This window comes from Saprospiraceae bacterium (genome assembly GCA_016714025.1).
GTDB lineage: Bacteria > Bacteroidota > Bacteroidia > Chitinophagales > Saprospiraceae > Vicinibacter.
In genome coordinates, this window is the sequence record JADJOB010000002.1 from 1,035,864 (window position 1) to 1,051,251 (window position 15,388).

10 protein-coding genes are annotated in these 15,388 nt (G+C 38.5%); 7 read left to right on the plus strand and 3 right to left on the minus strand.

Going from position 1 to position 15,388, the window contains the following annotated elements; translation table 11 throughout:
* Positions 1-2: 2 nt before the first annotated feature.
* The 5 genes from IPJ80_07345 to IPJ80_07365 are packed head-to-tail and all read left to right on the plus strand — an operon-like array spanning position 3 to position 5,605.
* Positions 3-1,370, plus strand: coding sequence for a DUF4270 family protein (locus IPJ80_07345; GenBank protein MBK7913300.1), 1,368 nt, complete (start codon positions 3-5; stop codon positions 1,368-1,370).
* A 29-nt stretch (positions 1,371-1,399) separates the two neighbouring features.
* Positions 1,400-3,241 carry a glutamine--fructose-6-phosphate transaminase (isomerizing) gene (gene glmS, locus IPJ80_07350; GenBank protein MBK7913301.1) on the plus strand — a complete coding sequence of 614 codons (1,842 nt, stop codon included), beginning with the start codon at positions 1,400-1,402 and terminating at the stop codon, positions 3,239-3,241.
* A 6-nt stretch (positions 3,242-3,247) separates the two neighbouring features.
* Complete coding sequence (locus IPJ80_07355; GenBank protein MBK7913302.1) at positions 3,248-3,940, plus strand: DUF4290 domain-containing protein; 693 nt, start codon at positions 3,248-3,250, stop codon at positions 3,938-3,940.
* Between the two features lie 10 nt (positions 3,941-3,950).
* Positions 3,951-4,928 (plus strand): KpsF/GutQ family sugar-phosphate isomerase, encoded by a 978-nt coding sequence (locus IPJ80_07360; GenBank protein ID MBK7913303.1) that lies wholly within the window; start codon positions 3,951-3,953, stop codon positions 4,926-4,928.
* Positions 4,928-5,605, plus strand: a complete 678-nt coding sequence (locus IPJ80_07365; GenBank protein ID MBK7913304.1) for a rhomboid family intramembrane serine protease — start codon at positions 4,928-4,930, stop codon at positions 5,603-5,605. Before IPJ80_07360 ends, IPJ80_07365 begins: the two co-directional genes overlap by 1 nt.
* A 115-nt stretch (positions 5,606-5,720) precedes the next feature.
* Here IPJ80_07365 and IPJ80_07370 read toward each other — a convergent pair whose 3' ends face one another.
* Positions 5,721-7,472 (minus strand): PKD domain-containing protein, encoded by a 1,752-nt coding sequence (locus IPJ80_07370; GenBank protein ID MBK7913305.1) that lies wholly within the window; start codon positions 7,470-7,472, stop codon positions 5,721-5,723.
* A gap of 511 nt (positions 7,473-7,983) precedes the next feature.
* On the opposite strand from IPJ80_07370, the gene ligA reads away from it, so the two are divergent.
* Together ligA and IPJ80_07380 are read left to right on the plus strand one after the other, a co-directional pair.
* On the plus strand, positions 7,984-10,179 hold the full coding sequence (ligA, locus tag IPJ80_07375; GenBank protein MBK7913306.1) for an NAD-dependent DNA ligase LigA: 2,196 nt from the start codon (positions 7,984-7,986) through the stop codon (positions 10,177-10,179).
* Positions 10,180-10,193: 14 nt separating this feature from the next.
* Positions 10,194-13,844, plus strand: a complete 3,651-nt coding sequence (locus IPJ80_07380) for a T9SS type A sorting domain-containing protein (protein MBK7913307.1) — start codon at positions 10,194-10,196, stop codon at positions 13,842-13,844.
* Between the two features lie 57 nt (positions 13,845-13,901).
* Here the strand turns inward: IPJ80_07380 and IPJ80_07385 are convergent, their stop codons facing one another.
* Together IPJ80_07385 and IPJ80_07390 are read right to left on the minus strand one after the other, a co-directional pair.
* Entirely contained in the window at positions 13,902-14,495 is a 594-nt protein-coding gene (locus IPJ80_07385) for a DUF4230 domain-containing protein (protein MBK7913308.1), read from the minus strand.
* Complete coding sequence (locus IPJ80_07390; protein ID MBK7913309.1) at positions 14,496-15,302, minus strand: DUF3108 domain-containing protein; 807 nt, start codon at positions 15,300-15,302, stop codon at positions 14,496-14,498.
* Positions 15,303-15,388: the final 86 nt, after the last annotated feature.

The window sequence follows — 15,388 nt, forward strand, 5'->3', positions numbered from 1 at the left end:
TAATGACCGGTAAATTATCTCGAGGATTCATGCTTTTATCCGGAGTATGGATTCTATTAACGTCTTGCAACGAAATCGATCCTTTTGGTTCAGACCTTCTCAATTCAGCATGGATTGATGCAAAAGGTATTGATACATTTCATATTCAGGCAGGACCTGCAGATCCGGATTCAATTATCAGCTATCGTGTGATGTCTACCCTGGGTTTGTCAGGATTTCAAGACATTTCATTTCCTTTGGGCGTAATGAATGATCCATTGTTTGGGAAAGTAGAGGCTGGATTTGGAAGTCAATTGCGCATCATAGCCAGTAAGAACCTGGATTTTTTAACCAGTACGGTGGATTCTGTGGTGATTTCACTCCGTTACGATACCAGTACATTTTATGGTTATAATGCAACTCCGGCTACCGTCAGGGTGTATCCATTAAGCCAGCCGTATTCAACATCATCGACCTATTACAGCAATTACCTTCCGGGTTATGATAAATCAAATGTGCTGGGGGAACTGAAAGACTTCATTCCTAACAAAAAAGATAGTCTCTCGATTTTGGAAGATACTTTCAAACTTCAATTGTATCCGCAACTCCGATTTCGGTTAGACTCTGGAGCGTTCATGAAAATATTGAGGTCCTTTGCCGATACCATTTATTTTACTACGGACAGCTTCAGCAAATCGTTTAATGGAATCGCTGTAGTTTGTGAATCAGGAGATGGAATCATGTCGGTGCTGCCACAGCACGCTGATAGTAAAATAACGGTGTATTATCATTATTCAACTGATACGGTTCAATCAAAGCGTGAATTCTATATGAGCAGCTTTGCTGCAAAAACGCCATTTTATAAAATTGATAACCAGGCAACCGTTGCTGCCAATTGTTTGAATGGAAGTATTTTGGGAGACAGTCTCTTGTGTATGCAAGGATTTACAGGAAGGGATATCCGTTTAAAAATTCCGTATGACAGTGCGTGGAAAGGAAAATTTATCAATTACGCAGTTTTACATTTGACCGTTGACGATCAACCAGGAGATGACCGAACCAACTTTCCGCTTCCAAAATTGTTAGAAGTTTTTGATATCAGCAGTGGTACGAAGGTAGCTATTGATGATGTGGCATTGGGTTTGAATACAACAACAACTTATACCCGTATCTTTGGAGGAAATCCAATTTCGACTGTGCAGGATGGAAAAACGGTTTATAGTTATAAAATGAACATTACCAGACATTTTCAAAAATCTTTAAAGGCAAAGAAAGATCTGGATTTGGTAATTAGCCCATTGTTTAAACTGGAGTCAGCAGGACGCCTCTTTTTTAAAGGCCCCGGAGCGACCCAAAATCCGGCAAAATTGATTTTAACCTATTCTGAATAAGATTAAAACACATTATATTTACATGTAATATGTGTGGAATTATTGCATATCTTGGAGATAAGAATTCCTATCCAATACTTTTGGAAGGGCTGCGCCGGCTTGAATACAGGGGCTATGACTCTGCAGGCATCGCGCTTTTAGATGGCGAATTGTCTGTTTATAAGAAAAAGGGGAAGGTTCAGGAATTGGCCGATCTCACAGAAAATAAAGGCCTCTACGCAACCATCGGAATGGGTCATACCCGTTGGGCTACTCACGGCAAACCGGATGACATCAATGCGCATCCACATTTTTCAGGTAACAATCGCCTGGCCATCATCCACAATGGCATTATTGAAAATTATGCCACACTTAAAGAGGCACTCACTCGATTGGGTCATCGCTTTGAAAGTGAAACTGACACCGAAGTACTCATCCATTTAATAGAAGAATTTCAAAATCGCGACAGTTTGCCGTTGGAAGAAGCTGTTCGCAAAGCACTCAATAAAGTGGTGGGCGCATATGCCATTGTAGTCATTGATAAAAATGATCCCAATAAATTGGTAGGTGCCCGAAAATCAAGTCCGCTGGTAATTGGTTTGGGTGATAAGGATTTATTTATAGCATCGGATGCAACACCGATCATTCAATATACCAACAAAGTCGTCTATCTCAATGATGAGGAAATTGCGGTTTTGACTCGTGACAAAGGATTGGAAATTTCAACCCTCAGCAACGATGAATTACAGGAACCTGTAATCCATGAATTGGACATGAGCATGGATCAATTGGAGAAAGGTGGGTATGAGCATTTTATGTTGAAAGAAATCTACCAACAATCTCAAACCATTTCTGATTGCATGCGGGGTCGACTGAATGCAATTGAAGGTTGGGTGCGCTTGGGAGGACTTGAAGAACACATCAATCGGATCAATAAAGCCAATCGTATCATCATTGCAGCCTGTGGTACGTCCTGGCATAGTGCATTAATTGGAGAATATTTAATTGAAGACCTCGCGCGAATTCCGGTTGAAGTAGAATATGCTTCAGAATTTCGTTATAGAAATCCAATACTCACAGATAAAGATGTGGTTCTTGTCATTTCTCAATCCGGAGAAACTGCAGACACGCTGGCTGCGGCCGAACTGGCCAAAGAGAAAGGAGCCCTTGTTTATGGTATTGTCAATGTAGTTGGCTCGTCCATTGCACGCATCACGCATGCTGGTTCTTACATCCACTGTGGTCCTGAAATTGGCGTTGCATCTACAAAAGCATTTACAGGCCAGGTGACTTTACTTACCTTGATGTCTTTGGTTTTAGGTCAACGCAACGGCAGTTTATCCAATTCCTATTACCACCAGTTGATTGCAGAATTAGCGAGCATTCCAGATAAGGTTGAAAAAGTACTGGCATCCAATGAAAAAATTAAATACCTGGCTGGAGAAATTAAAAATACAAACAACACCCTATACCTCGGAAGAGGATATAATTTTCCAGTTGCATTGGAAGGTGCTTTGAAGTTGAAGGAAATTTCTTACATCCACGCAGAAGGCTATCCGGCAGCAGAAATGAAGCATGGACCCATTGCCCTGATCGATGAAAACATGCCGGTGATTGTGATTGCAACCAATGTCAGTGCTTATGAAAAAATTGTTTCCAATATCATGGAAGTCAAAGCACGTAAAGGCATTGTCATTGCCATTGTTACAGAAGGCGATGTTGAAATTAAACGCATTGCAGATCATTTTATAGAAATTCCAAGCACCATAGATCCTTTGACACCTTTGTTGTCTGTGATTCCATTGCAATTATTATCATATCATGTAGCGGTTATGCGCCAATGTGATGTAGATCAACCAAGAAACTTAGCTAAATCTGTTACAGTCGAATAAAAATTTATGACGAATCCTAATATTCAGTTTGCATACAATACGTCCCAAACCGAACTCATTATGCCGGAGTACGGTCGTAATGTGCAAGATCTGATTGTACATTGTAAAAAAATCGAAGATCCAATTTACAGACAATCTTTTGCAGAAGAAATAATCAACCTGATGCAAATTATGACTCCATACAATCGGAATTTTGATGAACACAGACGAAAATTATGGCATCATTTTTTTCGGATCGCCAGTTATGATATTGATGTTACAACACCTTATGGAGATAAGCCCAGCGCAGATCTTGATAAATTAAAACCTGAAAGAGTACCTTATCCGGTTCCTGCAGATCGTTACAGACATTACGGCAATTATGTAAATACGCTGATTAAAAAAGCCATGGAAATGGAAGCCGGTCCGAAACGCGATGAGTTTTCTCAAATCATTGGTTCGTATATGAAAATGGCATTTAAAAACTGGAACCGGGAACATTACGTCAGTGACGAATTAATAAAAAGTGATTTGTTAAACATGTCAAATGGGCAATTGACCATTGACGAAAGTGTACAATTTAATACACTGGCTAATTCTGCCGTAAAAAGTCAGCGCAGAGTGTATAAAGGAATGAATAAACAGAATTACCGAAATAAGAAGAACAATAACTACCGGGGAAAATCTAACAACAATAACAACAACAAACGCAGGCCTTGATTTTTAAATCATGTTGAATCCCGAACAACAAGATACCGTCCTGCAAGCAGCCCAAAACTGCATTGATATTGAAGCACAAGTTGTAACAGATCTTAAAAAGCAAATTCAAGAATCATTTATTCAATGTGTTCAGCTTATTTATGAATGCAGCGGCCGATTGGTAGTTACCGGAATTGGTAAATCTGCTATTATCGGACAAAAAATGGTAGCCACTTTTAATTCAACCGGTACCCCGGCTATTTTTATGCATGCGGCGGATGCCATTCACGGTGATTTAGGTATGATTCGACCTGAAGACATTGTACTCTGCATTTCTAAAAGTGGAGAAACACCTGAAATTAAAGTTTTATTACCCCTGGTTAAAAATCTAGGTTCTCAATTGATTGCAATGGTTTCAAATGCACAATCCAGTTTAGCACAACAAGCCAATCTGGTTATTTGGATACCGGTCGACAAAGAAGCTGAACCCAATAACCTGGCGCCAACGGCCAGCACAACTGCTCAAATGGTTATGGGCGATGCACTTGCAGTTTCATTGCTTGCCTTGCGCGGATTTACGCCCATGGATTTCGCGCAATTTCATCCGGGAGGATCCTTGGGAAAGCAATTGTATTTAAAAGTAAAAGATGTTTATCCCTTGCACGAAAAACCAGCGGTATTTGAACATACCGGATTGAATGACGTGATTTTGGAAATGACATCCAAGCGATTGGGCATGACGGCTGTGTTAAATCAAGAAAATAAATTGGTGGGCATCATCACAGATGGAGATTTAAGGCGCATGTTACAAAAAACAAGTTCTATGGAATCTTTGCAAGCCAAAGATATTATGTCGGTAAATCCAGTTCGCATTGCACCGGATGCATTGGCCGTAGAAGCTTTTAAAGTATTGAAAGATAGAAACATCACCCAGGTTATCGTTGCAGACGACGATCGGTATTTAGGAGTGATCCACATTCATGATTTAATAAAAGAAGGCATCATCTAATGTTTTTTCCAATTGGTGACGACAATGTACAAGGAGGTTACAAGCCTTTGTTTTCTTATACACTGATCCTGGTCAATGTATTGGTTTTTCTATTTGAGTTTAGCTTGCAGCAAGATGCAGCTGAAGCAATGGTTGTTGAGTTTGGATCGATCCCCCTGGAAATTAGTTCGGGGCAGGATCTATACACCTTATTGACTTCTATGTTTATGCATGGCGGCTGGATGCACCTGATTGGTAACATGTTGTTTTTATGGGTCTTTGCGGACAACATCGAAGCTGTGGTTGGAACCTTTAATTTTATTTTATTTTATATGCTTGGAGGCATTGCTGCTGCGCTCATACATGTCTTGACAAATCCCTACAGTGAATTGCCCATGATCGGGGCCAGCGGAGCGATCTCAGCGGTAATGGGAGCCTATCTGGTCATGTTTCCGGCATCACGCATCCGGGTTTGGATTTTATTTTTGTTTACCTCAGCCTATGTGCCGGCCTTATTTTTTCTGGGTATTTGGATCGCACAACAAATGGTTGCTGGATTTGGCTCATTGGGACTCAACACCGAAGAAGGAGGCACTGCATGGTTTGCCCACATTGGAGGATTTGCATTTGGACTCATAGTGGGTTTATTTGCAAGACGCAATTACAGAAAACGTTATAAATATCATGAGGAAGAATAAGTTCTTATCTCAATTTTAAATACCGTTTTTTAATCTACCCTCAATTCATTTCGTATCTGAGTCAGGTTTATTTGACAAGTGCTTGAATATTTTACATTCATACAACATAGAAGCATTACAATCTATTAATAGTTTTTGTCAATATCAATTTGCCATTTTCGAGGATAGAAATAAAATAGATACCCGGTAACAAATCATCCATTTCTAGTTTGTTTGCGCCTTGATACAATTTAACAGACTTTAGTTCCAAACCCATTTGATTGTAAATATGCGCCGTCATATTTTGAGGATTGTAATAGTTGATTTTGATTTCAAGAAATTCTTTACAAGGATTGGGTGCTAATAAGACACTTGATTTGATATCGATTTGAATGTCGCTTCCTTCAGTTCCAACCGGACCAATTTGAATGTCTTTGCATAAAGTATCTGAACCGTGTTTATTTTTTGCAATCAGACAAACAGGATACAATCCATTTTTTGTAAAAGTATGATCCGGATTTTTTAATCTACTGGAATTATTGCCACTGGCGGGATCTCCAAAATTCCAGGTCCATTCTAAGATATTGGCATAACTCAAATCTGTAAAATCAAAGCGAAGGTAATTACTGCTATCCTGTGCATACCTCCATCGGGCAACTGCTGATTTATTAATGCCCAGGGTATCGCAGGGACTGTCATCCCAATCGAAGATTCTAAAATGTGGAAAATTGGGCATGGATTGAAAATACGTGGAGGGCAATAATATATCGTGTTGTTTTAAGTTGCATGCTTTTCCGGGTACATCCGGGTTGTGAATGACATGTAGGAAATTGGTCTCGCTGTTGGTAATCCCGTAAATTTTATGATCCGGACCGAGCATTAATTGGTAAAATGTTGACTGAAAAGTGAATGGTAATTTATATAAATCAGTGGAATCAATTAAGAAATGTGAATTAGGAATATCATTTGATTCCAGATTGTATTGATATAAACCAAAATTTGCAGCAATATAAAGTAGTTTACTATTAGGAGAGAAACAAACACCACGGGGATAAAATCGATTATCATCGGGAGGAGGATTTAATGCATTATAGTCTGTTAATAAACCGGTACATCTGTCAAACTTAAACAAATTGATTCCATTATATTCTGATACCAAGGCATACCATTTACCATCGGGAGAAAAAGCAGCTTGTGCGGTCCAATATTGATGCGTCCAGGTATTGCCAATGGCTTGTTTTAATGGACCGAATATTCCATCTGGAGTAAATAGGTATTTGATAATATTATTACTAGAAGATTGATGTAACAATATCCACCAATCGCGACCATTACCGTGTCTAATTGCTTGCATACCTTGTGTAACTAAGATTGAATCAACTAATTTGCTTTTATATATTATTTGAAAAGTAGAATCACTATTCTGATTGATTTTTGTTTCATAAATTAATCCTGGGGTAGCATTTTCTAGCCGACCTGTATGAATTAAATGAAATACATCAAAATTAAATCCCGGCAATATTAAGACCGAATTTCTTGAAGGATAACCAGATTTTGAATTCTGACAATAGTCCAAATCGAACGAACCTGGATTTAAATTAGCGCTATTCAATATATACTTATGGTTTTTATCAAACAAAGCACAATTATTTGTATATAATATTAAACTACCCAAATCGTCACTAATTGTTGAGCATTCCTCAAAACTCATATTTAAATTAAAATACTTAGTAATAGGAGGATTATAACTAAAGTCCAATGAACTTCCACCAAAATAATCAGCAGGTCTATTAGGAAATCGTCCAAATAACCAAATATTATCTTGCATATCTTGAGCTAGAATAACATTGCAAAGTGTAAGTAAAACAAATAATCCTGAATATTTCATAAACATTGATTTAATAATGGCTTGTATTTATTTGTATTATTAGCTCGGCATGACAGTAAATTAAAATTATTGGTTCATCAATTTATTTACACGTTGTGTTTCATTGTAAAAATTTGAATTTATTTAAAAATGCACCACAATGCAATTCATTTAAAATTAATCAATGATTTTGAGATTCATTTAAATCATTTAAAATCAATACACGGTCTTGGGAAACGGTACTATTTATAGATTTAATCCTATTGTCAGAACGTATAACCAGGTCATTTGTGATATTTGTCTTTGAAATCGAAACTATTTTAGATAATTTCATTTTCAAAGTTAAACAAAACCCAATTTATTATTTAGGGCTTTCCTAATATTATAAAAAGTATAATGTGTATTGAAAACAGTAATTTTCTTATTGTAGATTATTTCAAGGCAAATCAAATTCCATTTAAATTTTTTCAAGGCTATTGGATTGAATTTTGCATTTCCTTTATTTCCTATCTTTGACCACCCAATTCTTCGTATGCATTATTCAGCAGCAGAAATACAGAAGCTGGTTCAACAAACCAAGCAATTCTTACAATCAAAGTCCATTTCTGAATTAGCAGAACTGGATTCGCTTCGGAACGTCATTCGTTTTCATGAATGGCAGTATTATGTTCAAGACAATCCGCTAATCGCTGATTATGAATACGACCTCCTTTATAAATTACTGGAATACACAGAATCGCAACATCCGGATTGGCTGACCTCGGATTCACCTACTCAAAGGGTATCGAGTGATCTGGTTGATCAGTTTCAGTCGGTAGAACATCTGAATCCGATGTTGTCTTTGGAAAATTCATACAATGCAGAGGATCTTCAGGATTTTGATCAGCGTGTTCGCAAATTATGTGGTCTGGATTCAGAATCTCCCCTGGCATATTTTGCCGAACCAAAGTTTGATGGCGGCAGCATTGCCGTCATTTATGAAAATGATTATTTGGTTCGTGCTGCAACACGGGGTGATGGAATTAAAGGAGAAGAAATTACCAACAATGCACGGACCATTCGTTCCCTTCCATTGAAAGCGGCATTCTCAAAGTACGGAATCTATAAAGCAGAACTTCGGGGTGAAGCAGTTATCAGCAAATCAAAATTTGAAAAAATAAATGCTGCGCGTGAAACAGAAGGACAGGCACTGCTTGCAAATCCACGCAATGCAGCAACCGGTGTGTTGCGTGTTAAAGATTCTTCAGAAACTGCCAATCGTGGATTGGATGTATTTATTTTTCAGATGGCCTACGCTGTAGATTCTAACAATGAAAATGTGTTGTTTAATCAAAAACAACATTCTGACTGGATGCAGATTTTGGATGCACTTGGTTTTAAAGTTTCTCTGCATGAACGGAAAGTTTGCAATCAGATTCAAGATGTGATTGCTTATATCAATCAATGGACGGAGAAACGGGATCAATATGCTTATGACATTGATGGAGTCGTTGTAAAAGTAAATGAACTTCGATTGCAGGACCAATGCGGTGCTACCTCACATCATCCCCGATGGGCCGTTGCTCATAAATTTCAAGCCAAGCAGGCAACTTCGCGTTTGCTTACCATAGAATTTCAGGTTGGAAAAATTGGCAGCATCACTCCCGTTGCAAAAATCGAACCCGTCCAATTAGCAGGAGTGACCGTGTCTTCTGTGTCGCTTCACAATGAAGATTTTATTACCGCCCGGGATATCCGCTATGGAGACCAGGTACTTGTTGAACGAGCGGGTGATGTCATCCCTTATATTGTGAAAGCATTTCCTGAGCTGCGTACCGGACAAGAAAAACCCATTCAATTTCCAAAAGAATGTCCATCGTGCAAAACCACTTTAATCAGGGAAGAAGAAGAAGCTGCCTGGCGTTGTCCAAATTTTTTCTGTGAAGCTCAGATCGTGCAACGATTAATCCACCATGTTTCTAAAGACGCAATGGACATCGATGGATTGGGTAAATCACTCATCGAACGATTTTTTGATTTGAAATGGATTCGCCAAATGGATGATATTTATAAATTGGACTACAAAGCAATTGCGCAATTGGAAGGAATGGGTGAGAAGTCAGCAGAAAAATTGCGGATTTCTATTGAAAAGGCGAAACACAATCCCATTCATCGCTTATTACACAGTTTGTGTATCCATCATTTAGGAAAAAAAGTCAGCAAATTGATTGCGGAACATCTACCCAATGTATTGGACCTGGAACATTGGCCTTTGGAAAAATACATGGCCATTAAAGATGTTGGTCCGGTAGTAGGTCAAAACATCATTCGCTTTTTTGAAAATCCGAAAAATGTGACCATGCTCCGGGAAATGGAATCTTTGGGGGTAAACATGGTTCAAACAGACGAAGATAGACCCAGACAGTTTTCATCGGATTCTCCTTTTGCCGGTAAGACCATCTTATTTACCGGCACCTTGAGCCAAATGGATCGCAAGGAAGCCCAGGATTTGGCTGAAAAAGCTGGAGCCAAGACCTTGTCGGCTGTAAGTTCAAATCTCAATATCCTGGTGGTTGGGGAGAATGCTGGTTCAAAGTTGACAAAAGCCAGGGCATTGGGCACTGTTGAAATACTAACGGAAGCAGAATTTTTAGAAAAATCCGTGCAAACTAGGCGATTTTTTGGGATAAAATTGAAAATCAGCGCCAACGTTTCCCTAATTTGTGCGTTATATAATACCATACAGTAGGTAATCCTTCAACAATGAAAACAAGATTTTTACTCCTCATCAGCTTATTGAGCTTGGCGAGCTTTATTCAAGCTCAAAATACATTCTGGAATCGCTCCAATACGAAACCCGCGTTAAGCAGTGGCAGTGATTGGAATAAATTGGAACATGTCCAGTTTTTTGAATTAAATCACGATGGATTTCGTCAATTTCTAATTCATCAGGTTCCTCTTGAATCCAATGCTTCTCATGCAGTTCCGATTCAATTGCCTTTTCCGGATGGCAGCCTGCATACCTTTTACATTCAGGAATCTCCTGTAATGGAGCAGGGCCTGGCTGATAAATATCCTGAAATAAAAACTTATAAAGGAAGTGATGGCAGCCATTACATGCGGATGTCTATTTCTCCTTACAGTTTTCAGGCGTATATCCTCACAGAGCAAGGCGATGTAGTTATCGAAGCTTATGACAGGAGTAATTTAAATGGTTATGGGGTATTTTATTCCAATGACCTGCGATTAAATGATCCAGTCCAATTGAGTTGTGGTACAAAGGATATCACCGAAGTGAAAGCACCCGTTGATCCACAAGTCGAACAAAAATTACAATCCAGAACCGGGGGCATTTTGGGCACTCCGGTTGAATTAAAAACCTACCGATTGGCTTTAACCTGCACGGGAGATTGGGGAGGACGTGGCGATTTAGGTGGAGGAACCCTTGCCCTGGCATTGGACAAAATGGTTGCTTCCTTATCATTGATCAATGCCGTTTATGAAAAAGATGTAGCGGTGCATTTAAATTTAATTGCATCCAATGATCGCTTGATTTATTTAGACGGGAATGCAGACCCTTACCCACAGCCTACCATGGGGGGGGCTACTTTGGGAATTAACACCAGCATCATCAATGCTAAAATTCCAAGATCAGCTTATGACATTGGTCATATCTATACCATTGGCTGTACTGATGTTGGGGGCATTGCATTTTTAGGATGCGTGTGCAACGACAACAAAGGGGGTGGCGTGACCTGTTGGTATACTTCCGACATTGCATATGTCAGTCAACGAATCACCTGCCATGAAATGGGCCATCAATTCAATGCTTCGCATACCTTCTCCAATTGCAATGGAAATGAATCAGGCACTTCGTACGAGCCTGGAAGTGGTACAACCATAATGTCTTATAGTGGCTTGTGTGGTGCTGGATTGAATGTAGAACCAGGCAACGGACCACATCCTAATTTTTTCCATGTAAACAGCGTCGAACGCATATACAATTTTACAAGAAATGAAATTGGTTCGTGTGGTACTACCACACCTGCAAACAACAGTTTTCCTCAACCAGAAATACTATTTCCTTCCGGACTTTATATCCCAATCAGAACTCCGTTTAAATTGAGTGGAAGGGCTACCGATATGGAAAACGATGCCATGACTTACAATTGGGAACAGTACGATGCAGGAGGTTATGGTCCTATGTTGGGTGAACCCTCTTTGACCGAAGAAGGACCTTTGTTTAAATCCATTTTCCCCAATAATAATCCCATTCGGATTGTGCCGGTTTGGAATACCATTCTTACCAAAGCAAATTTTGAGCGTACTGAAGTTTTGCCTACTGTTGACAGACAAATTACATTCCGGTTTACGGTAAGAGACAATCATCCAGGTGCAGGAGCTACTACCTGGAAACAAATTGGATTTAATGCGTTGGAATCAGCCGGGCCTTTTGCAGTTGTTTTTCCAAATGAATCTACTTTAGATACACTTTATACCGATTTATGCAATAAGGTACGTTGGGATGTTGCAAATACTGATAAATCGTTGGTGAACTGTAAGAAAGTAAATGTTTATTTGATGCCCAACCGAACCAATCCGGATAATTTAATTCCATTGGCATTAAATACGGACAATGATGGAGAAGAATTGGTTACAATTCCTGATTCATTAATTGGTTCTTCACGAGCACGAATCTTGGTTGAATCTGTAGGAAATATTTTCTTTGATGTTTCTGATCAAGATATTCGGATTCGCAGTTCGGTATCTCCAAAACTTTTATTTGGTGTTGCACCCAAATCGTTAAGAGTTTGTGTTCCTACCAAAACTGATATTTTGGTTCAATCATGTGCAGCAAAGATTTCCGGCAGCATGCAGATTTTTGTTGAAAGTGGATTACCGGATAATGCGAGCTATCGTTTTGATCAATCGTCATTTGATGTCAATGGATCAAATGTCTTGCATCTGGATTTTACCAATGTAGTTGCATCAGGAATCAACACATTGGTTATTGCGGCCATCACACCCAATGGAGACACCTTAAGAGAATCCATTGAATTGGATTTAGTCAGCGTGGATTACACAGCGGTAAAAACAATTTATCCTGCTGATGGACTTTCAGGTTTGGCTCAATCTATTGAATTCAAATGGAATCCCAGCGTGAATGCAGAATCCTATAATTTGGAAATTGCCACTTCACCTGTGTTTGGAAATACAATTGTTTACACATTAAAAGGAATTAAAGGTTCGACCTTTAAACCAAATTTTTTCTTTGAAGAAAACAAATTATACTACTGGCGAATCATTCCTGTAAATCGCTGCGGTGATGGTGGACCAACAACACCGGCTGCATTTCATACAATCAATAAAGCATGTATTGAAACGGATTATATAGGAAATGTGATTAGTTTAAAAGCAAACAGAACCGGAACCATGATGCTTACCATACCCGATGCAGGATTTATCAGCGATGTCAACGTGAAAAATTTTGAAGCCACTGCAGTGGGTATAAATAGTGTGAGCCTCACTCTGGTTAGCCCCTTTGGCACTAAAGTAAAATTATTTGATAAAAATTGCGGTGTTACCAGCAATTTTGATTGCAGCTTTGATGACGATGCTTCAGTTACTTTATTGGCAGGAGGTTGTCCGCCCGTTCAAGGAAAACTGATCCAGCCTTTAGAATCCTTAAGTAAATTTATTGGTGAAAATAAAAAAGGAGATTGGCGGATTGAACTGGCAACCGATAATTTTCTATCAGGCTTGGCAGAATTTAATAATTTCAAATTAGATATTTGCTCGGATCTCATTGTAAACAATCCATTCAATTTAAATAATTTGGGTTTGTATTTGAATGCAGGCGAAACCAAAGGCATTGGTTTGGATTTGTTGCAATCACAGGACATTGATAATACCGCAGACCAATTGGTTTATACCATTGTAGCTAAAACGCAACGGGGAGATTTATTATTAAACGGACAGCCTTTGGATTACGGATCCAGGTTTACACAAAAAGATATTGATGATGGCAAATTAAGTTATCATCACCTGGGTGCTGATATGGAAATTGATGGCTTCTTATTTACTGTTGAAGATGGAGCCGGTGGTTGGTATGGCACGGATTATTTTAAAATACAAATTGGAGCCGTAGCAACAGACGATAAAACACTTGATCCGGGATTGCTGGTGTATCCAAATCCAACCCAGGGGCAGTTGCAGATTTCAACCAATGAAATTTTAGATAAAACGGCTCGACTCCGATTGATTAATTTACAAGGACAAGTGATCCTTAATCGTTCGATGGCCAATTCAAAAGCAGAACAAATTAGTATTCAAAATTTAACCGATGGCATTTACATATTGGAAATAAAATCTGATAAGTACTTTGCTACTAAAAAGGTGGTGTTGAAGAAATAGGTTTCAATTTATTTTCTTTATAAAAAAGCACAAGGATTTAATACTTCTTGTGCTTTTTTAATTTAGAGGAACTATTTTTTTATTGGGGTGTAAATTTAATTTCCAACCAATACCTTTTGCCAAATCATCCATAAGTTGGATCATTTCATTTCGTTTTGACGAACAGCGATTGAGTAAATCACTTTGTTGAGCCTTTTGACGGATAAACGATTTTGCATTTTCCTCCAGTCCGCTGAGTTCTTCCGGTTTAAAATAATTGAAGCTGCCTTGTTGCAGATCAAAGTAATCCATGGTATGTTCGATGCTGATAATGACTGGGGTCGTATCCAGATAAAAATGAACCGTCTTCGTGTTTTCGTCCAACACCAATCTGGAGGAATCCATATCGATGCCTGCATGTACGGTGGCTTGTACCCGAATCATAGCAATTTTGCGAAACGGACTTAAATCAAACCAGGTGTAGTCTTTGTGATTGATGATTTCATTAAACTGGGCTTCAACATAAACCACTTTAAAAACGTCTTTGATGCGTTCTAATAAAATGCTTTGATCTGTTTTAGAGATACTGTTTGTGTTCTTGTAATTATTTCCAATGTAAAACCCAAGTCCGACAAGACAAAGGGAAATAAAAATATAAAAAAGGTATTTCAATTATTTGAGTTTCGCTGAAAAGGGATATTTCAGATTTTCGTATGAAGCCAAAATTCCTTTCACTGAACCGACCACGAGTGGAGATTCCATGAGAACGGGTAATTTGTTTGAATCATTAGCCACCCAAAAATTCATTTGCACCCCTTCATCAAATACATTTCCCGAAATCACATCTCCAATTGCATGAATGGTTTTATAAGTTCCACTTTCTTTAACTTTAAATCCCGGATCCTCTTTTTGATATTTCAGGTTTAATTCGTATTTGGTGTTATCCAGGATGATTTTAAAAGCAGTTGATTTATTATTTTGAAATGATTTTAAGTCAATATTTCGCAGATAATACATACTTGAAATCATATCATAATAATTTCCATCTAAATCAATCTCGGAAGTTTTTGTATTGTTAAAGCTTCGACCTGTTGAACTATAGGCTTTATGATTGGGATAATCAAAAACAATTTTTTCATAATGTCTGTAATTGCCCTGATGGATTTCCCGAATGTATAATTTAGGAAGGCCGGTTGTCTTATCTATATACGAGTGATATTTATCCCGCACTTTATAAAACCATTCATAGGAAGCATAGGTTTTACCGGTTACTTCGATGTGATAGGAATCGGGTTCGTCTTTGATTTCAAATACTACCTCTCCTGCTGTCAACCAGACGAAATTCCAGTTGTAGAAAATCTTATAAACCAATTTCTCACCCGTACTAAATGCAAAGCCTGAAGCATCGGATGCTGGCCTGAATGACCAAAATCCGAGGGCTGAAATTATTAAGAGGACTATAAAGATCCGTAGTTTCATTTCAATCAGGGCTTTAAACCATATAACAATAGCAGGCCGTAATAATTGCTTGCGCTATCAAATTTAACAAATAATAAATGAAAAGG